This is a genomic window from Pseudomonas sp. Pmew2 (genome assembly GCF_058129885.1).
This window is the reverse complement of sequence record NZ_CM176702.1, coordinates 5,774,666-5,792,816: the sequence shown is the minus strand read 5'-3', so window position 1 is coordinate 5,792,816 and position 18,151 is coordinate 5,774,666. Positions and strand designations below refer to the sequence as shown.

General features: G+C 60.2%; 18 protein-coding genes. 11 read left to right on the top strand and 7 right to left on the bottom strand.

From position 1 onward, the window contains the following. Positions 1 to 3 precede the first annotated feature (3 nt). From AC4ANK_RS26790 to AC4ANK_RS26775, 4 genes are all read right to left on the bottom strand, one after another. Positions 4 to 1,029, bottom strand: a complete 1,026-nt coding sequence (locus AC4ANK_RS26790; protein ID WP_031595041.1) for a hydrolase — start codon at positions 1,027 to 1,029, stop codon at positions 4 to 6. A gap of 284 nt (positions 1,030 to 1,313) precedes the next feature. Further along, the gene (gene rsmD / locus AC4ANK_RS26785; RefSeq protein WP_002555635.1) at positions 1,314 to 1,904 is read right to left on the bottom strand and encodes a 16S rRNA (guanine(966)-N(2))-methyltransferase RsmD; all 591 of its coding nucleotides are present in this window, start codon (positions 1,902 to 1,904) and stop codon (positions 1,314 to 1,316) included. Further along, a complete protein-coding gene (locus AC4ANK_RS26780) occupies positions 1,904 to 3,397 on the bottom strand; it encodes a M16 family metallopeptidase (protein WP_460383733.1) in 1,494 nt (497 codons plus the stop codon). Before AC4ANK_RS26780 ends, rsmD begins: the two co-directional genes overlap by 1 nt. Then, positions 3,394 to 4,746 (bottom strand): M16 family metallopeptidase, encoded by a 1,353-nt coding sequence (locus tag AC4ANK_RS26775; RefSeq protein WP_002555633.1) that lies wholly within the window; start codon positions 4,744 to 4,746, stop codon positions 3,394 to 3,396. The genes AC4ANK_RS26780 and AC4ANK_RS26775 overlap by 4 nt, the downstream gene beginning before the upstream one ends. Positions 4,747 to 5,002: 256 nt before the next feature. On the opposite strand from AC4ANK_RS26775, the gene ftsY reads away from it, so the two are divergent. The 4 genes from ftsY (at position 5,003) to rpoH (ending at position 9,162) form a co-directional block, all read left to right on the top strand. Then, on the top strand, positions 5,003 to 6,493 hold the full coding sequence (ftsY, locus tag AC4ANK_RS26770; protein ID WP_460383731.1) for a signal recognition particle-docking protein FtsY: 1,491 nt from the start codon (positions 5,003 to 5,005) through the stop codon (positions 6,491 to 6,493). Then, a complete protein-coding gene (ftsE, locus tag AC4ANK_RS26765; protein ID WP_002555631.1) occupies positions 6,490 to 7,161 on the top strand; it encodes a cell division ATP-binding protein FtsE in 672 nt (223 codons plus the stop codon). Before ftsY ends, ftsE begins: the two co-directional genes overlap by 4 nt. Beyond that, positions 7,158 to 8,189 carry a permease-like cell division protein FtsX gene (gene ftsX, locus AC4ANK_RS26760; protein ID WP_460383729.1) on the top strand — a complete coding sequence of 344 codons (1,032 nt, stop codon included), beginning with the start codon at positions 7,158 to 7,160 and terminating at the stop codon, positions 8,187 to 8,189. The genes ftsE and ftsX overlap by 4 nt, the downstream gene beginning before the upstream one ends. Positions 8,190 to 8,307: 118 nt before the next feature. After that, positions 8,308 to 9,162, top strand: a complete 855-nt coding sequence (rpoH, locus tag AC4ANK_RS26755) for an RNA polymerase sigma factor RpoH (RefSeq protein WP_002555629.1) — start codon at positions 8,308 to 8,310, stop codon at positions 9,160 to 9,162. Positions 9,163 to 9,286: 124 nt separating this feature from the next. Here rpoH and mtgA read toward each other — a convergent pair whose 3' ends face one another. Next, entirely contained in the window at positions 9,287 to 9,997 is a 711-nt protein-coding gene (gene mtgA, locus AC4ANK_RS26750; protein ID WP_002555628.1) for a monofunctional biosynthetic peptidoglycan transglycosylase, read from the bottom strand. A gap of 80 nt (positions 9,998 to 10,077) precedes the next feature. On the opposite strand from mtgA, the gene AC4ANK_RS26745 reads away from it, so the two are divergent. The 4 genes from AC4ANK_RS26745 to trmB all read left to right on the top strand — a co-directional run bounded on the left by AC4ANK_RS26745 (position 10,078) and on the right by trmB (position 12,363). Next, complete coding sequence (locus tag AC4ANK_RS26745; protein WP_002555627.1) at positions 10,078 to 10,458, top strand: DUF423 domain-containing protein; 381 nt, start codon at positions 10,078 to 10,080, stop codon at positions 10,456 to 10,458. A 112-nt stretch (positions 10,459 to 10,570) separates the two neighbouring features. Next, positions 10,571 to 10,771: a sulfur carrier protein ThiS gene (gene thiS, locus AC4ANK_RS26740; RefSeq protein ID WP_002555626.1), complete on the top strand. Its 201-nt coding sequence runs from the start codon at positions 10,571 to 10,573 to the stop codon at positions 10,769 to 10,771. Between the two features lie 52 nt (positions 10,772 to 10,823). Continuing rightward, positions 10,824 to 11,618: a thiazole synthase gene (locus AC4ANK_RS26735; RefSeq protein ID WP_002555625.1), complete on the top strand. Its 795-nt coding sequence runs from the start codon at positions 10,824 to 10,826 to the stop codon at positions 11,616 to 11,618. A gap of 97 nt (positions 11,619 to 11,715) precedes the next feature. After that, on the top strand, positions 11,716 to 12,363 hold the full coding sequence (trmB, locus tag AC4ANK_RS26730; protein WP_215907216.1) for a tRNA (guanosine(46)-N7)-methyltransferase TrmB: 648 nt from the start codon (positions 11,716 to 11,718) through the stop codon (positions 12,361 to 12,363). Positions 12,364 to 12,415: 52 nt separating this feature from the next. Here trmB and AC4ANK_RS26725 read toward each other — a convergent pair whose 3' ends face one another. Beyond that, on the bottom strand, positions 12,416 to 13,474 hold the full coding sequence (locus AC4ANK_RS26725; protein ID WP_002555623.1) for an HAD family hydrolase: 1,059 nt from the start codon (positions 13,472 to 13,474) through the stop codon (positions 12,416 to 12,418). A 190-nt stretch (positions 13,475 to 13,664) separates the two neighbouring features. Then, positions 13,665 to 14,177 (bottom strand): dihydrofolate reductase, encoded by a 513-nt coding sequence (locus AC4ANK_RS26720; RefSeq protein WP_002555622.1) that lies wholly within the window; start codon positions 14,175 to 14,177, stop codon positions 13,665 to 13,667. A 98-nt stretch (positions 14,178 to 14,275) separates the two neighbouring features. On the opposite strand from AC4ANK_RS26720, the gene AC4ANK_RS26715 reads away from it, so the two are divergent. From AC4ANK_RS26715 to betI, 3 genes are all read left to right on the top strand, one after another. Next, complete coding sequence (locus AC4ANK_RS26715) at positions 14,276 to 15,655, top strand: DUF2868 domain-containing protein (RefSeq protein ID WP_002555621.1); 1,380 nt, start codon at positions 14,276 to 14,278, stop codon at positions 15,653 to 15,655. After that, on the top strand, positions 15,648 to 17,036 hold the full coding sequence (locus AC4ANK_RS26710) for a GTPase/DUF3482 domain-containing protein (RefSeq protein ID WP_031595049.1): 1,389 nt from the start codon (positions 15,648 to 15,650) through the stop codon (positions 17,034 to 17,036). The genes AC4ANK_RS26715 and AC4ANK_RS26710 overlap by 8 nt, the downstream gene beginning before the upstream one ends. Before the next feature lie 433 nt (positions 17,037 to 17,469). After that, complete coding sequence (gene betI / locus AC4ANK_RS26705; RefSeq protein WP_002555619.1) at positions 17,470 to 18,063, top strand: transcriptional regulator BetI; 594 nt, start codon at positions 17,470 to 17,472, stop codon at positions 18,061 to 18,063. Positions 18,064 to 18,151: the final 88 nt, after the last annotated feature.

Genomic DNA, 18,151 nt, shown 5'->3' with positions numbered 1-18,151 from the left:
TGATCAGGCGTTTTCGCGCTGATGTGCAGCGCTTAGCCATAACGGGATGCGGCGCTCAAGGTAATAGCCCGGATTGCGCAGCGAGCCGTCGACGAAACCGACATGCCCGCCTTTGGCGTGTAGCTCGAACTCGGTGCAGGACGACAGCTCGCTCGGTTCGGGGAGGCTGTGGGGGAACACGAACGGGTCGTCGCTGGACTGAATGATCAGCGTCGGCGTCTGAATCTGACCCAGATAGTAGCGGCTGGATGCCCTGCGGTAGTAATCCGTGGCGTCGGAAAAACCATGCAGCGGTGCAGTCACCCGTCCATCGAAGTCCCAGAACGTTCGCATGTTCTCCAGTGAGCCCAGCGCGGCGAGTTCGGCCAGCCCCTCGCTGATGCCTTCATGCTGGAAGCGATGCTGCTTGTCACGGATATACGCCAGCATTTCGCGCATGAAGTGCCGTTGATAAACCCTGGAGAACCCTTGGCCGATGCGGTTGGCGGATTCGTCCAGCCGAAACGGCACTGACACCGCCACCGCGCCCCGAAGATCACTGCTGGCGCCGGATTCACCCAGGTACTTGAGCAACACATTGCCGCCCAGCGAATACCCCGCCGCATAAATCGGAGCCAATGGCCGCAGCGAACGCAAATGAGCGATCACCTCGGCCAGATCCTCGCTCGCGCCTGAGTGATAGCTGCGCGACAGCAGATTCGGCTCTCCCGAGCACCCGCGCCAGTTCAGCGCCACACTGGGCCAGCCCTGCGCCGCCAGGGCCTTTTGCAGACCGGCTACATACGGCGAATTGGACGACCCGGTCAGGCCGTGCAGTACAAGAACCAGGGGTTTATGGGGCTCATCCGGACCATGCCAGTCCATATCCAGAAAATCCCCATCCTTCAGCCACAACCGCTCGCGAGTGCGCGCCAGCAGCGTCGGCCTGCGCAGCAGCGGGCCCCACAACGTCTGCAAATGCGGATTGCCCATGCCAGCGGCCGGGACGAATGGATTGGCATGGGACAGAAAGGTAGGGCGTGTGGACACGTGCTTGCTCAACGATCGGTGCAGTGACTGAAGCTGTACGTTGCCATTAAGTGGACCGGGATGTAAGTGGCTTGACGGTGTCGTTGCGTATAGAAATGCGTTTCGTGACGCTCTGCATCGCAAAAGAGTACGCACAGCGTCCAGAACTGCATGCGACGCGGAGCGTCGCACGATAGTTGTAGTTGCTCCAGGGTGGGAATGCCTTTCATGACGCTATGCGTCGTCAACAGGACGCGGAACGTTCAGAGCTGCATGCCAAACGCGGAGCATTGGTTCGTGAGCTGTCAGCCCTGGCCCCGCTGCCACAACGCGTAATACACCTGACCAGCCTTTTTCTCGCGGTGCAATCGCCAACTGCCCGGCAAGCCGGTGGTCGATGGCGGGGTTTCGCTTTCGGTGTAGATCCAGGCAGTGTCGGCCAGCCAGCCGTGGCTTTCCAGCAGGTTGCAGGCTGAAGCCAGCAGGCCTTGATGGAAGGGCGGGTCGAGGAACACCACGTCAAAGGGCGATGCCGTGGCGGTTTCCAGATGGCGCAGGGCGTCGGTCTGGGAGACCTGGCCGCTGGTGCAGTTCAGTGCGTTGAGGCTCTGGCGCAGGCTGGCGATGGCTGCCGCGTTGCTGTCCAGCGCCAGGCCCATGCTGGCGCCACGGGACAGGGCTTCGAAATACAGTGCGCCGCTGCCAGTGAAAACGTCCAGCACCCTGGCACCAGCGATGTAGGGCGCCAGCCAGTTGAACAGGGTTTCGCGCACGCGATCAGGCGTCGGGCGCAGGCCGGGGGCGTCGGGGAAGGTCAGGCGACGGCTGCCCCATTCTCCGCCGATGATACGAAGCTGACCCAGGCCGTTGTGGCCCTTCGGACGTGGATTGGCCATCAGTGTTCCGGGACCCCTACAGGTTGGCGAGTGGGTTTGTCGGTCGGTGCCGGCAGTGGCTTCTGCTCCACGGTCGGGCCAACGGTAACAATGACCATCTTGTCGGCGCTCAGGTGCTTGCTCATCGCAGCTTTCACCTGTTCGACGGTCACGCTCTGGGCGGCGGCCATGTAGTCCTCAAGGTAGGTCAGCGGCAGGTTGTAGAAGCCGATTGCACCTAGCTGACCCACGATGGCCGAATTGCTGGCTGCGGTGAGCGGGAAGCTGCCGGTCAGTTCGCGTTTCACATCGTCGACTTCTTTCTGGGTCGGGCCGTTGGCGAGGAAGTCGCGAACGATGTCCTGCACCAGCTTGAGGGTGTTTTCGCTCATTTCCGCACGCGTTTGCAGGCCGATCATGAACGGTCCGGCAACCTGCATGGCGGTGAAGCCTGACGACACACCGTAGGTCAGGCCGCGTTTTTCCCGCACTTCGGCCATCAGTCGACTGCCAAAGCCGCCACCACCCAGTACCGAGTTACCCACGGTCAGCGCCGCGTAATCCGGGTCGTTACGGTCGATGCCCAGTTGCGCGAGCATCAGGTGGGTCTGGTTGGACGCGAATTCGATATGCGTGGTGCCTGCCTTCGGTTCAACCGGATCGGCGACCTTCGCCAGCGCCGGGCCTTTGGGCAGCGAGGCGGAAACCTGCGCCGCGACGGCTTGCGCTTCGTCTCGCGACAGATCGCCTACCAGAGCAATCACCGCGTTGCCTGCCGCATAGCCTTTGGCGTGGAAAGCCTTGAGCTGAGCCAGGGTAATGGCATTGATGCTTTTTGCGTCGCCTTCGCTCGGGTGAGCGTAGGGATGGTCGCCGTAGAGACGGTTGAACAGTTCCTTGCTGGCGATAGCGCCGGGGTTCTGTTTCTGAGTCTCGAAGCTGGCGATCAACTGGTTTTTGATACGGGCCAGAGAGTCGGCAGGGAAGGTGGGCTTGCCCACGACTTCGCTGAACAGCTTCAGTGCCGGGTCGCGCTTGTCGGCAGCACTCAGGCTGCGCAAGGACGTGACCGCCATGTCACGGTAGGAACCGTTGCTGAAATCCGCTCCCAGGCCTTCGAAGCCCTGAGCGATGGCATTGACGTCCTTGCCTTTGACGCCCTCGTTGAGCATGGCGTTGGTCAACAGGGCAATGCCGGGCGATTTCTGGTCCTGGCTGCTGCCTGCGGCGAATGTCAGGCGCATGTCGAACATCGGCAATTCGCGTGATTCCACGAACAGCACCCTGGCACCCTCGGCGGTATTCCAGGTTTGTATGTTCAGGGCACGACGGGCCGGCGCCTTGCCGTCCAGTTCCTTGAGGGTTTGCAGGTTGCTGCCCAGTGCAGGAGTGGTCTGGCCCTGCTCGGCAGGGGCGGCGTTGTCTGCCACGGCTGGCAATGCGACAAAGGTGCCGAGTGAACCGGCCAGGATCAGGCCAAGCAGCGCATGACGTGGAGCGTTGCGCGTGATCATTTGGCTTTCTCCTCAGGCAGAACGTGCGCAACGCTGAGGCGCTCACGGGTGAAATAGGTATTGGCTGCTTTCTGGATGTCTTGCGGGGTCACGCTTTGCAGCGCCTCCAGTTCATTGTCCATCAGCTTCCAGGACAGACCGACGGTTTCAAGCTCGCCGATCATGGTCGCCTGGCTGGTAATCGAGTCGCGTTCATAGACCACGCCCGCAATGACCTGAGCCCGAACGCGCTCCAGTTCTTCGGCCGACGGTGCCTTGGTTTTCAGCTCGTCGAGCAGACGCCAGATGCCGGCTTCCACATCGGCCAGGGTCTTTTTCTTTTGCAGATTGGGTGTAGCGCTGATCATGAACAGGCTGTCGCCGCGAGCAAATGCGTCGTAGCGCGACGATGCGCCGGAGACCAGTTCTTCGCCACGTTCCAGGCGTGAGGAAATGCGTGCGCTGTAACCACCGTCGAGCAGTGCCGCAATCAGGCGCAGGGCATTCGCCGAACGTGGGTCTTCAGCGGTCGCAACGCTTGGCACGTTGAAGCCGTAAATCAGGCTCGGCAACTGGGTTTTGACGTGCAGAGTGATCTTGCGCTCGCCCGGCTCGGCCAGTTCCAGCGGTTTTTTCGAGGGCGGCACGTCGCGGCGCGGGATCGGCCCGAAGAAACGCTCTGCCAGGGCTTTGACCTCGTCCGGCTGCACATCGCCAACCACCACCAGCGTGGCGTTGTTCGGCGCATACCAGGATTCGTACCAGTGGCGCAGCTCTTCAACCTTCATGCGCTCCAGGTCCGCCATCCAGCCAATGGTCGGCGTGTGATAGCCGCTGGCAGGGTAGGCCATCGCCTTGAAGCGTTCGAATGCCTTGCCCATCGGCTTGTCATCGGTGCGCAGGCGACGCTCTTCCTTGATGACTTCGATCTCGCGGCTGAATTCGTCGGCGGGCAATTTCAGGGTTGCCATGCGATCGGCTTCCAGTTCCAGCGCTACGCTCAGACGATCGCGGGCCAGGACCTGATAGTAGGCGGTATAGTCATCGCTGGTGAACGCATTCTCTTCAGCGCCCAGATCGCGCAGAATCAGCGAGGATTCACCCGGTCCGGTCTTGCTGCTGCCCTTGAACATCATGTGCTCAAGCGCATGGGACAGGCCGGTCTGGCCGGGTGTTTCGTAGCTGGAGCCGACCTTGTACCAGATCTGCGATACCACCACTGGAGCGCGGTGGTCTTCGCGGACGACAACTTTCAGGCCATTGTCCAGGGTAAATTCATGAGTCGGTTGCGAATCAGCAGCCAATGCTGTCAAGGGCAGACAAATAGTGCTGAGCAGCAGGCCTGCGGCGCGGCGGGCTAGAGCATTCATTCGTAGTTTGAACCTGTAGGACGGCCCGCGTGAACTTAGCGTCGGCGGGCGCGGGGGTGTTAGGATACTGATCCGTTTGCTTCAGAGACAGCCTTCACTGGCCGATTGCGAGTGAAACCTGTCTGAAACGCAGGTAAAGGTAGCGCTTCAAGCGGCCGTTGAGTGAACAAGAAGTCCTAAACGCAGTCTGTTTTGCATGTCAGAATTTTTCCGGGTCGCCCTCTGGCGCCCCGCAACCTTGAGATAGCCGTCCTCCATGTTTGGTTCCAACGACGACAAGAAGACCCCAGCCGAGGCTGGAGAGAAGAAAGGCCTGTTCGGATGGCTGCGCAAGAAACCGCAGCAAGCCGAGCCAGCGCCACAAGAATCATCCCCGACGCAACCCGATCCGGTCCACGACCCGGTTGTGATCACGCCGCAGGTTGAGCCTGCTGTTGCCTCGCAATCTGTACCCGAGAGCATCGTCGAGCCGGTTGCGAATTCGCAGCAAGGCCATGTCAAGCCAGGTGCGCCGTCGCCTCAGCCGTGGCTGACCTTGCCGGTAACCGAGGAGCCAGTGGCACTGAGTGACGAGCGCGAGCCGCACATCACCCCGCCAATTCCAGAGCAAAGTCAGGCTCATGCCATGCCCGAGCCGGTCGCAGCGCAACCTGTGGCTGATATCGTGCCGCTGAGTGTTCCCGAGCCACTACTGGTTCAGCCTGTTCCAGAACCAGAACCCGTCGTAGCGCAGGCTGTGCCACAACCGGTAGCGCCTGTTCCGCAAGTGGTTCCTGCTCTGGCCCCTGCTCCGGTACAAGAGCCCGAAACCGGCAAGGTCGGCTTCTTTGCTCGCCTGAAGCAGGGGCTGTCGAAAACCAGCGCCAGCATTGGCGAAGGCATGGCCAGCCTGTTCCTGGGCAAGAAAGCCATCGATGATGACCTGCTGGAAGAAATCGAAACCCGTTTGCTGACCGCCGATGTCGGCGTTGAGGCCACATCGGTCATCATCAAGAGCCTGACTCAGAAGGTCGCGCGCAAGCAGTTGACCGATGCTCAGCCGTTGTACACCTCGTTGCAGGGCGAACTGGCTGCGATGCTCAAGCCTGTCGAGCAACCGCTGGTGATCAAGGCCGAACACAAGCCGTTCGTGATTCTGGTGGTCGGCGTCAATGGCGCGGGCAAGACCACCACCATCGGCAAGCTGGCCAAGAAGCTGCAACTGGAAGGCAAGAAGGTCATGCTGGCCGCGGGCGACACGTTCCGCGCTGCAGCCGTCGAGCAATTGCAGGTCTGGGGTGAGCGTAATCACATACCGGTCATCGCTCAGCACACCGGTGCCGATTCCGCCTCGGTGATTTTCGATGCCGTGCAGGCCGCCAAGGCCCGTGGCATTGATGTGTTGATCGCCGACACCGCCGGTCGCCTGCACACCAAGGACAACCTGATGGAGGAGCTGAAGAAGGTTCGCCGCGTGATCGGCAAGCTGGACGCAGATGCTCCTCACGAAGTCCTGCTGGTCCTCGATGCGGGCACCGGGCAGAACGCTATCAATCAGGCCAAACAATTCAACCAGACGGTTACGTTGACCGGGCTGGCGCTGACCAAGCTGGATGGCACAGCCAAAGGCGGCGTGATTTTCGCCCTGGCCAAGCAGTTCGGCTTGCCGATTCGCTATATCGGCGTTGGTGAAGGTATCGATGACTTGCGTACCTTCGAGGCCGAACCCTTTGTTCAGGCACTGTTTGCGGAGCGGGAGCGTCCATGATTCGATTCGAGCAGGTCGGTAAGCGCTACCCGAATGGACATGTCGGGTTGCATGAACTGAGCTTTCGAGTACGTCGCGGCGAGTTTTTGTTTGTCACTGGTCATTCCGGTGCCGGTAAAAGCACGCTGTTACGCCTGTTGCTGGCCATGGAGCGTCCGACCACCGGCAAACTGATGCTGGCCGGCCAGGACCTTGGGCAGATCAGCAACGCACAGATCCCGTTTCTGCGTCGTCAGATCGGCGTGGTGTTCCAGAATCACCAGTTGCTGTTCGATCGCACGGTGTTCAACAACATCGCGTTGCCCTTGCAGATCCTCGGTCTGTCCAAGCCCGAGATTGCCAAACGGGTCGATTCGGCCCTTGAGCGTGTGGCGTTGTCCGATAAGGCCGAGCTGTACCCCGGCGACCTGTCCACCGGTCAGCAACAGCGTGTCGGGATTGCTCGCGCCATTGTCCATCGCCCGGCCTTGCTGCTGGCCGATGAACCGACCGGTAACCTCGACCCACGTCTGGCGGCGGAAATCATGGGCGTGTTTGAAGATATCAACCGACTGGGGACCAGCGTGCTGATCGCCAGTCACGACCTTGCATTGATTGCCCGCATGCGCCATCGCATGTTGACCCTGCAACGCGGTCGTTTGATCGGTGACGGGGAGGCCGGAGTATGAGTGCTACACGCAGCCCCAAGGTTTCCGAACGCGTTGCGCCCAAGGCCGCCGATCCAGTGCCGCCGAAAAAGAAAAAGCAGCGTCACGACCATGATGACGGCCCGGATTTCAGTGCGTTGTTGTCGGCGTGGCTGGAAAGCCATCGCTCCAGTCTGCTGGACAGCCTGCGACGTCTGGCCAAACAGCCGATAGGCAGCTTTTTTACCTGTCTGGTGATGGCGATTGCCTTGAGCCTGCCGATGGGCTTGTCATTGCTGCTAAGTAATGTCGAGCGTCTGGGTGGTTCATGGCAGCGTGCGGCGCAGATTTCCATCTACCTGAAGCTGGATGCCAATACTGCTGATGGCACTCGCTTGCGCGATGAAATCAAGTCGATGCCCGGTGTGGCAGATGCCGAGTACATCAGCAGCGAGCAGGCATTGGGTGAATTCAAGCAACAGTCCGGTCTGGGCGAGGCGCTCAAGGAATTGCCAGAGAACCCGCTTCCAGGCGTGGTGTTGGTAACGCCGGATGAAGTGGACAAACCTGCGCTGGAAGCCTTGCGCACGCGGTTGGCAGAACTGCCTAAAGTCGAGCAGGCGCAACTGGATCTGGTCTGGGTCGAAAGGCTGGCCGCGATCCTCAAGCTGGGTGACCGATTCGTTTTCGGCTTGACGGTTTTGCTTGTCTCAGCTTTGCTGTTAGTAATTGGTAACACAATTCGTCTACATATTGAAAACCGCCGTATCGAAATCGAAGTTATCAAGCTGGTGGGCGGTACTGACAGCTACGTGCGCAGACCCTTTCTTTATATGGGCGCGCTGTACGGTTTCGGGGCAGGTATCCTGTCCTGGGGCGTTCTGGCTTATGGCCTGAACTGGCTGAACGGTGCGGTCGTCGGGCTGGCAGGTCTCTATGGAAGCGACTTTGCGCTGGCAGGTGTTCCGATGGGTGATGGTCTTTCGCTCTTGCTTGGAGCGGTTCTGTTAGGGTATATCGGTGCCTGGATTGCGGTCGCTCGTCACTTGCGTGAGCTGGCGCCCCGTTAGAGGCAAATTTTTCGTTCACCAGACTGGCTTCTGAAAATCAAGGAACTTGGTTAGCGGTTCCGGGTCAATCTGGCTATCGCTGAACTGCACATAACCTGTGCGCTGGAGGTTTTTTCGTATGACCACTTCTTTGCAACCTGCTTATGCTTTAGTCCCGGGTGCGAACCTTGAGGCCTATGTGCACACGGTCAACAGCATTCCCTTGCTGACGCCCGAGCAGGAGCGTGAACTGGCTGAAAGTCTCTACTATGAGCAGGATCTGGACGCGGCCCGACAAATGGTCCTCGCCCACCTGCGCTTTGTCGTGCACATCGCTCGCAGTTATTCGGGTTACGGTCTGGCTCAGGCTGACCTGATTCAGGAAGGTAACGTTGGTCTGATGAAGGCCGTGAAGCGTTTCAACCCCGAAATGGGCGTGCGTCTGGTGTCCTTTGCCGTGCACTGGATCAAGGCCGAAATTCACGAGTTCATCCTGCGTAACTGGCGCATCGTCAAGGTCGCCACCACCAAGGCGCAGCGCAAGCTGTTCTTCAACCTGCGCAGCCAGAAGAAGCGTCTGGCCTGGCTGAACAACGACGAGGTGCATCGCGTCGCTGAAAGCCTTGGCGTCGAGCCGCGTGAAGTCCGTGAAATGGAAAGCCGTCTGACGGGCCATGACATGGCCTTTGACCCGGCAGCCGAAGCGGATGACGACAGTGCGTTTCAGTCACCAGCCAATTATCTGGAAGACCACCGTTACGACCCGGCGCGTCAACTGGAAGACTCCGACTGGACTGACAATTCCACCGCCAACTTGCATCAGGCGCTGGACGTGCTGGACGAACGCAGCCGCGACATCCTCTACCAGCGCTGGCTGGCAGAAGAAAAAGCCACGCTGCACGACCTGGCGCAGAAGTACAACGTCTCCGCCGAGCGTATTCGTCAGCTGGAAAAAAGCGCGATGAACAAGCTCAAGACGTCGATAGCTGCGTAAGGCTACCCGGTGACGAAAAAACGCCCCGAGATGATCGGGGCGTTTTTGTTTGTGTACCAGCTATCGAGCGTCGCTCCGCATCGCATGCCGCTTCAGACGCTTCGCGTTCTCTTTTGTGACGCAATCACCACCGACGGCTGCTATTGAGTCCCTGCAAATACTCATCCCCACCCAACTGACGCATTTGCTGACGAATCCAGCCGGCGCGACGCGAGACGTAGCTGCTCGGGTGGCTGGCGCTCCACTCGCGCGGGTTGGGGAGGACGGCGGCGAGGTAGCTGGCCTGCTGTACAGAAAGCGCGCTGGCGTTGGTGCGGAAGTGATGTTGCGCTGCTGCCTGCGCGCCGAATACGCCTTCGTCCCATTCGACGCTGTTCAGGTACACCTCAAGGATGCGCTCCTTGGACCACAGCAGCTCGATGAGCATAGTGAACCACGCCTCCAGCCCTTTGCGCAGGTAGCTGCGACCGGACCACAGGAACAGGTTTTTCGACACCTGCTGGCTAAGCGTACTGGCGCCACGGATCGAGCCGCCGCGCTCGTTGTGCAGGATGGCCGCTTGAATGGCGTCGACGTCGAAACCCCAATGCTCTGCGAATTTCTGATCCTCGCCGGCAATGACCGCAATTTTAAGGTTGTCGGAGATCCTGTCCCACGGTTCCCAGTCGCGTTGCAGGTCGATAGGCTCGCCGTCGACCCAGGATTCGACCTTGCGTTCGACCATCAGCGCGGTGCCTGGTGGCGGTACCCAGCGCAGAACCAAAACCACGAGAACACTGCCTGCGGCGAACCACAGCAGGGCTTTGACGATGCGACGAAGGATAAACTGCAGCATAGAGATGGCTTGGCCGAACCCGTTGAGCGGGCCATTATACAGACCGTGCGCCTTTCGACGATTTTTCACTGGAGTTCCTGATGCTTCGTAGCTTTTTGATGCTTGCTGCCTTCTTTGGCTTCACGGGTGTGGCGTTGGGCGCATTTGCCGCCCACGGTCTCAAGGAACGCCTGAGTGCCGAGTACCTGGCGGTGTTCCATACGGGTGTGCTTTACCAACTGATCCACGCGCTGGCCCTGCTCGGTGTGGCGATACTGGCGACGCACATCCCCGGGCGTCTCGTCACTTGGGCCGGATTCTCGTTCGCTATCGGCATACTGTTGTTCTCCGGCAGCCTGTACGCGCTCACCCTGACCGGCATCGGCAAGCTGGGCATCATCACCCCGTTCGGTGGTCTGGCCTTTCTGTTTGGCTGGTCGATGCTGGGTCTGGCTGCCTGGCGGTTGGGCTCTGCTCCTTGAGTGACGGCTTGCACGGCAGATCGCGCTTGAGACGAATGGCGTGGCTTTGCCTTGGTCATACCCGCTGATCGGGCTAGAATGCTGGCCCCCCAAAAATGATGGCTGCTCTCGCATGCACATTCAGTTGAACGGTGAACCCTTTGAATTGCCCGATGGCGAAACCGTCGCGGCATTACTGACCCGCCTGGACCTTGCCGGACGCCGGGTTGCGGTGGAACTGAACCTGGATATCGTGCCGCGCAGTCAGCATGCGGCGACCGTCCTGGGTGAAGGCGATCAGGTCGAAGTGGTTCATGCCATTGGCGGTGGCTAGTTCGCAACCTGCACTTAGCCCAACCCCCATCTGCACGTTATGAGGATTTCCGATGAGCAATGTTCGCAGCGACAAGCCCTTCGTCCTGGCCGGTCGGACTTTCGAGTCGCGTCTGCTGGTAGGCACCGGCAAGTACATCGATATGGAACAGACCCGTCTGGCCATTGAAGCCTCGGGTGCCGAGATCGTGACTGTTGCCGTGCGTCGCACCAACCTCGGCCAGAACCCCGGCGAGCCGAACCTGCTGGATGTGCTGCCACCTGATCGCTACACCATCTTGCCGAACACCGCTGGCTGCTTCGATGCAACCGAGGCCGTGCGCACCTGCCGCCTGTCCCGCGAACTACTCGACGGCCGCAATCTGGTCAAGCTCGAAGTGCTGGCCGACCAGAAAACCCTGTTTCCGAACGTCATCGAAACCCTCAAGGCCGCCGAGATACTGGTCAAGGACGGTTTCGACGTGATGGTCTACACCAGCGATGACCCGATCATCGCCCGCCAGCTGGCCGAAATCGGCTGCATCGCGATCATGCCGCTGGCCGGCCTGATCGGCAGCGGTCTGGGTATCTGCAACCCCTACAACCTGCAGATCATCCTTGAAGAAGCCAAAGTGCCGGTGCTGGTCGATGCCGGTGTCGGCACTGCCTCCGACGCCACCATCGCGATGGAACTGGGCTGTGAAGCCGTATTGATGAACTCGGCCATCGCCCATGCGCAGCAGCCGGTGATGATGGCCGAAGCCATGAAGCACGCTGTAATTGCCGGTCGTCTGGCGTACCTCGCCGGGCGCATGCCTCGAAAACTCTATGCCAGCGCATCTTCGCCGCTGGATGGCCTGATCAAGTAAGAGCCCGTTGATGACTGATTCGCACGTTCCGCACCCAGAGTCGCCTGCTGTCGAAGAAGGCGAAGAGCGCCCGCACCGCCGCATCAAGAGTTTCGTGATGCGTGCCGGTCGCATGACCGAGGGTCAGCAGCGCGGCCTTGATCAAGGTCTCCCCCTGTATGGCCTGTCGCTGACCGATGCGCCGGTGGATTTCGATCAGGTGTTCGGTCGCGCTGCGCCGCGCACGCTGGAAATCGGTTTCGGCATGGGCCACTCGTTGCTGGAAATGGCGGCAGCGGCTCCCGAGCACGATTTTATAGGTGTCGAGGTGCACTCCCCAGGCGTAGGCGCGCTGCTCAACGGTGTGCTGACCCAAGGGCTGACCAATGTGCGCGTCTACGATTGCGACGCCATTGAAGTGCTGAACCGCTGCGTCGCCGATAACAGCCTTGATCGCCTGATGCTGTTCTTCCCGGATCCGTGGCACAAGAGCCGTCACCACAAGCGCCGTATCGTGCAGCCGGAATTCGCCGCACTGGTGCGTAGCAAGCTCAAGGTTGGCGGTGTGTTTCACATGGCCACCGATTGGGGGCCTTACGCGGAATACATGCTGGAAGTGATGAGCGTAGCGCCTGGTTATCGCAATCAGGCTGAAGACAACCAGTACGTTCCGCGCCCCGCGGAACGGCCGATCACCAAGTTCGAACGCCGTGGCGAGAAGCTCGGACACGGCGTATGGGATCTGAAGTTCGAGAAAGTCGACTGAGCGTGCTGATCGTGCCCGGTTACATGGGCACGATCACGCAGTATGAAGCCCGTTACTGAATCTCGTCCGGCTTGACGATCACCCAGTTCTTGTCCGCCGTGACCGGCAGCTTCTCCTTGGCCTGAGCTTCGGCATTGTCCTTGATCATGCCGTTCAGCTGGGTCATGTACTTGTCCTTGCGGTTGATCCACAAGTGCACGCCGCCCTTGCTCACGTCGACGCTGTGAAACAGCATGTAGCCGTCGCTGGTCGGGGTATCGCCGCCGACCAGAACCGGTTTTTTCCACTGATCGATGTAGGTCAGAATCGCCGCCTGCTTGCCGGCCATCCAGGTCGCCGGGGTCCACAGATAAGGTGTCAGCTCCAGTCCCATGTTGCTTTTCGCATCGTATTTGCCTGCGGTGATCTGCTTGCGTGCGGTAGTCAGCTCACCGGTCTTGCGGTCTTTGAGCAGGGTGGTGACGCCTATCACGTTCTGCGGTTTGACGTTGTAGCCGTACTTCGGATCGGCGGCGACCATGCGCACCAGCTCTTCGGACGCTGCGGTCATCACGTAGACCTCGATGCCGTTCTCCATCAGCTTGTTGTACAGCTCGGTCTGCCCGGTGAATACGCGCGGCGGCTCGACATTGAGTTGCTTGACCGTATCGCCGTCGTAATAGGTCGCCGGGATCGGCTTTTTCAGGGCCATCAGCTCATCGACATAGCCTTTGAGCTCCTGCAGGGTAAAGCCGGAAAACACCTGCACGACCCACGGGTAGCAGACCATGTCGTCTATTTCGCAAAGGCGATAGTAGTAACTGAACAGGCTTTCCTTGTGGTCGGCGGTGTCTTTGAAGGGGATCAGCTTCAGCGAAGGGTCGAGCGTTTCGCGGGTAATCAGTCCTTTGTTTTCCATGTACGGCAGCAGCGACTCTTCAAGGTCGAAGCGGTAGCTGGTGTTGTCCATGTCGAAGACCGCATAGTTGCCCTTGTTGGCATTGGCGGCAATCATCGCGTCGAGTGCCTTGGCGGCAGGCTCGGGCCAATGCTTCAATTCGGTGGCCGCGGTAGCCTGGCTGGCAAGCCCGAAAAAGACGGCAGCAGCCAACAGTTTTGGCACGAGTTTCATAGGCGATTTCCCCTTGTCGAAAAAACGAAGGGGCAGACCGTAACAAATTATTGTGAAGGCAAAAGTACGTCAGCGACCCGAAAAAGGCCAAAAGACGCCGTTTGCCCCTTTATTTGCGACAGTTAAACCAAAAGCGACACTTTTATTGCAGTTTTTCGTCAGCGACCTCAAATGCGCCGAAAAACGCTTATCAGACGCGCTCCCAGACTTCGAAGTTGTAGGCAGGCTTGCCGTCGACAGCCGCGTTCTCGGTATCGGACACCAGCGCCCACTGCGCCGTATCGAATTCAGGAAACCACGCGTCGCCATCAGGGCTCAGCGCTACGCGAGTCAGGTACAAGCGATCCGCCTGTGCAAGGCCCTGAGCATAAAGCTGCGCGCCGCCGATCAGCATCACCTCGTCGACACCCTGTTCCTGCGCCCATTGCTCGGCGCGCACGACTGCGGCATCCAGCGAAGGGAAGACTTCCGCGCCCTCGAGCTGCAAATCAGTCTGGCGGCTGACCACCAGGTTCAGGCGACCGGGCAGGGGACGGCCCAGCGAATCCCAGGTCTTGCGACCCATGATGATCGGCTTGCCGAGCGTCGTGGCCTTGAAGTATTTGAAATCCCCCGGCAAATGCCAGGGCATGGAATTGTCGACGCCGATCACTCGGTTTTCACCAAGGGCGGCAATCAGGCTAAGGGGGAGATGAGTTTTCATGCGCCGAGGATATCAGAGGGCGAATGAACTGACACGCACCGTGCTCAGTCCCATGACAGCGGTTATGCTCACCGCTGAATTCAATCAAGAGACACTGTGTGACTGCACTGACCCCACTCGATACCCTCTGGCTGACCGAAGCCGTGCGCCTGCGTGAACAACAGGCTGGCGCGCTGGATGATCAGGAAGCCAATCGCCGCGCCCGGGCGGCCGGAGGCGACCTGACTGCCCGTATCACCCATCGCGCCCTTGGGCTGGCACAGCGCGACGGCATGCTCGGCGCATTGCATCACTGGAAGCAGGGCGCGCGGTTGGCGTTGATTGCGCTTGCCGTATTCGCTGTCATCAGTGGCGCGGGCCTGGCCTTCGCCGCAATGGGCGACGGGCAGGCACCGGTCAATGTGTTCTGGGCGCTGGGCAGTCTGCTTGGGTTTAATCTGGTGCTGCTGGCTACCTGGGCGCTGGGCTTTATCTTCGCTGGCCGCAGCAACAGCGGGCTGGGCCGCTTATGGCTGTGGTTGAGTGAAAAGCTTGCCCGTGACGCCCAGGCTGCGCAACTTGCTCCGGCATTGGTTCTGCTGCTGCAACGCAAGCGTCTGAATCGCTGGGTGCTTGGCCTGGTGGTTCACAGCCTGTGGCTGCTCTCGCTGGTCAGTGCGCTGGTGGTGCTGTTGATGCTGATGGCGACCCGGCGCTACGGGTTTGTCTGGGAAACCACCATTTTGAGCAGCGACACGTTTGTCAGCCTGACTCAGACACTCAGTACCGTCCCGGCCTGGCTGGGCTTCAGTGTGCCGGACGAAGCCATGATTCGCGCCAGCGGCAATGCAGCGCTGAGTATCGAGAATGCACGCCAGGCCTGGGCTGCGTGGCTGGTGGGCGTGCTGCTGGTCTACGGCATTGTGCCGCGTCTGTTGCTGGCAGCGTTCTGCCTGTGGCGCTGGAAGCAGGGGAGTGCGGGGCTGCGTCTCGATCTTGAGCTGCCCGAGTACCTTGAGCTGCGTGAACGATTGATGCCCAGCAGCGAGCGATTGGGTGTCAATGACGTCGAACCTGCCGCGCTGCATCAGATTCAGCCCGGCGTGGGTGCGTCCGACAGTAATGGCGCGTTGCTGGTGGCCATCGAGCTGGATGATCAACAAGTCTGGCCGCCAGAACTGCCGTCAGGCGTGGTCGATGCAGGCATTCTCGACAGCCGTGAGTCGCGCCACAAGCTGCTTGAACAACTGACTCACTATCCGCCTGCGCGCATGGTGGTCGCCTGTGATCCGCGCCGCTCACCGGATCGTGGCAGTCTGGCACTGATTGCCGAACTGGCGCGCAGCGCGGGGGCGACACGTGTATGGCTGTTGCCCGCGCCTGCCGGGCAGGTGCTCGATCTGGAGCGTCTGGGCGACTGGCACAGCGCGCTGGATCAATTGCAGTTGCCGCGCACAGACAGCGCGCCCTTGAACTGGCTGGAGACGGGCCATGACTGAAGCAGACAATGTCCGCGCCATCAAGCTGGCGGTGGTTGGCCACACCAATGTCGGCAAAACGTCGCTGCTGCGTACCCTGACCGGCGATGTCAGCTTTGGCGAAGTGTCTCACCGGCCAAGCACCACCCGCCATGTGGAAGGTGCGCGCCTATCCGTGGACGGTCAGGCGCTGGTCGATCTGTACGACACGCCCGGCCTGGAGGACGCCATTGCGCTGCTCGATTACCTGGAGCGGCTTGATCGTCCTGGTGAACGTCTGGATGGCCCGGCACGGCTGGCGCGCTTTCTGGAGGGCAGCGAGGCACGCCAGCGTTTTGAGCAAGAGGCCAAGGTCATGCGCCAGTTGCTCGGCTCGGACGCCGGGCTGTATGTGATCGATGCACGCGAACCGGTGCTCGCCAAGTACCGTGATGAGCTGGCGGTGCTGGCCAGTTGTGGCAAGCCGTTGCTGCCGGTGCTGAATTTCGTCAGTGCGCGCGAGCACCGCGAGCCGGAATGGCGAGAGTCACTTTCACGCCTGGGGCTGCATGCATTGGTGCGCTTCGACAGCGTCGCACCGCCGGAAGATGGCGGTCGTCGTCTGTACGAAAGCCTGGCGCTGCTGCTGGAAAGCGCGCGGCCTCGGCTTGAGCGTTTGATTGAGGATCAGGAGAAACAACGTCGAGCCAGAAAACACAGCGCGGCGCGGCTCATCGCCGAACTGTTGATTGACTGTGCAGCGTGTCGGCGTAGCGTCGAGACCACTGCCGAGCAGGAACATCAGGCTGTGGAAGCGTTGCGCAAGGCTGTTCGCCAGCGTGAGCAGCAATGTGTCGAGGCGCTGCTCAAGCTGTATGCGTTTCGCAAGGATGATGTGTCTACCAGCGATTTGCCGTTGATGGATGGCCGTTGGGGCGATGACCTGTTCAATCCGGAAACCCTCAGGTTGATGGGCGTGCGGGTTGGCGGCGGCGTGGCAGCCGGTGCGGCGGCCGGGGCAGGGGTCGATCTGATGGTCGGCGGCGTAACGCTTGGCGCGGCGGCTTTGGTTGGTGCGATTGCAGGCGGTGCCCTGTTGACGGCGCGCAGCTACGGCGGACGATTGCTGGGCAAGTTGAAGGGCCGCAGGGAATTGACGGTGGACGATGCAGTGCTGCGCCTTCTCGCACTGCGACAGGGGCACTTGTTGCTGGCATTGGGAGTGAGAGGCCACGCGGCCATTCACCGCATGGAATTGACCACCCCGCAGGACAAAACCTGGCGCAAAGGCAAAATCCCCGAGCCGCTCACCCGTGCCCGCGCCCACCCGCAATGGTCAACACTCAACTCGCACGCCAAACCGAATCAGGCTGAGCGGCAGGAAGCGATTGATGAGCTGGCGGATGTGGTTTTGCAGGATTGACTATTCCAGCGCTGAAGACCGGACGCAAAGCGTCCAGAACGGCATGCGACGCGGAGTGTCGCACGATAGTTGAGGTGATCGTTCCTCACGCTCCACCGTAGGAATGCCGTTGCGTCACAGGTCTGTGCAGCGCCACGGCCCCAAGACTGGACGCGGAGCGTCGCACGATAGTTGAGGATGAAGCTGAGCACGATAGTTGAGATATCGTTCCTCACGCTCCAGCGTGGGAATGCCGTGGGTGACGCTCCGCGTCACAAATCTGCGCCTTGACGCATCCTCCAGAACCCTCGCATTCAGGCGCTTTTCAGCTTGCCGTTTGCCGGCGAAAACCTGCCGATTATTTTTATTGATTGATCGTTCAATAAAAAATCTTTAGACTGGCCTCACCGTTTTGGTACAACGATCATTGCAGACACCCGGGAGAATCGCGCCAATGCCCAAGGTCGGAATGCAACCCATCCGCCGCCAACAACTGATCCAGGCCACGCTTACTGCGGTCGATCAGGTCGGTATGGGCGACGCCAGCATTGCTCTGATCGCACGACTGGCGGGCGTGTCCAACGGCATCATCAGTCACTATTTTCAGGACAAGAACGGCCTGATCGCCGCCACGATGCGGCATCTGATGAACGCCTTGATCCAGAACGTCCGCGAACGTCGGCAGGCGCTGACCGAAGACAGCCCAAGGGCTCATCTGCAAGTGATCATCGAAGGTAACTTCGACGCCAGTCAGGTCAGCGGCCCGGCCATGAAAACCTGGCTGGCCTTCTGGGCGACCAGCATGCATCACCCTTCGCTGCACCGATTGCAGCGTATCAACGACCACCGTTTGTATTCGAACCTGTGCTGTCAGTTCCGCCGTACCTTGCCACTGGAACAGGCACGCAGCGCCGCCCGCGGGCTTGCTGCCCTCATAGATGGGCTGTGGCTGAGAGGCGCGCTGTCAGGCGATGCATTCGACACCGAGCAAGCGCAACGGATCGCTTACGAGTACATGGATTTCCAATTGGCGAAATCGGCGAGCTGAGGCTTTCGAAGCCCCTTACCGAACGACTGTAAAAGCCTGTTGCCGAACGAACCTGGCACACTGAAATCAGTCATCGCCCCCCACTGAA

Coding starts and splice junctions, on each gene's coding strand:
- rsmD (WP_002555635.1), bottom strand. CDS start 1,904: ATGGCCAATCCACGTCCGAAGGGCCACAACGGCCTGGGTCAGCTTCGT.
- AC4ANK_RS26780 (WP_460383733.1), bottom strand. CDS start 3,397: ATGATCACGCGCAACGCTCCACGTCATGCGCTGCTTGGCCTGATCCTG.
- AC4ANK_RS26775 (WP_002555633.1), bottom strand. CDS start 4,746: ATGAATGCTCTAGCCCGCCGCGCCGCAGGCCTGCTGCTCAGCACTATT.
- ftsY (WP_460383731.1), top strand. CDS start 5,003: ATGTTTGGTTCCAACGACGACAAGAAGACCCCAGCCGAGGCTGGAGAG.
- ftsE (WP_002555631.1), top strand. CDS start 6,490: ATGATTCGATTCGAGCAGGTCGGTAAGCGCTACCCGAATGGACATGTC.
- ftsX (WP_460383729.1), top strand. CDS start 7,158: ATGAGTGCTACACGCAGCCCCAAGGTTTCCGAACGCGTTGCGCCCAAG.
- rpoH (WP_002555629.1), top strand. CDS start 8,308: ATGACCACTTCTTTGCAACCTGCTTATGCTTTAGTCCCGGGTGCGAAC.
- mtgA (WP_002555628.1), bottom strand. CDS start 9,997: ATGCTGCAGTTTATCCTTCGTCGCATCGTCAAAGCCCTGCTGTGGTTC.
- AC4ANK_RS26745 (WP_002555627.1), top strand. CDS start 10,078: ATGCTTCGTAGCTTTTTGATGCTTGCTGCCTTCTTTGGCTTCACGGGT.
- thiS (WP_002555626.1), top strand. CDS start 10,571: ATGCACATTCAGTTGAACGGTGAACCCTTTGAATTGCCCGATGGCGAA.
- AC4ANK_RS26735 (WP_002555625.1), top strand. CDS start 10,824: ATGAGCAATGTTCGCAGCGACAAGCCCTTCGTCCTGGCCGGTCGGACT.
- trmB (WP_215907216.1), top strand. CDS start 11,716: ATGCGTGCCGGTCGCATGACCGAGGGTCAGCAGCGCGGCCTTGATCAA.
- AC4ANK_RS26725 (WP_002555623.1), bottom strand. CDS start 13,474: ATGAAACTCGTGCCAAAACTGTTGGCTGCTGCCGTCTTTTTCGGGCTT.
- AC4ANK_RS26720 (WP_002555622.1), bottom strand. CDS start 14,177: ATGAAAACTCATCTCCCCCTTAGCCTGATTGCCGCCCTTGGTGAAAAC.
- AC4ANK_RS26710 (WP_031595049.1), top strand. CDS start 15,648: ATGACTGAAGCAGACAATGTCCGCGCCATCAAGCTGGCGGTGGTTGGC.
- betI (WP_002555619.1), top strand. CDS start 17,470: ATGCCCAAGGTCGGAATGCAACCCATCCGCCGCCAACAACTGATCCAG.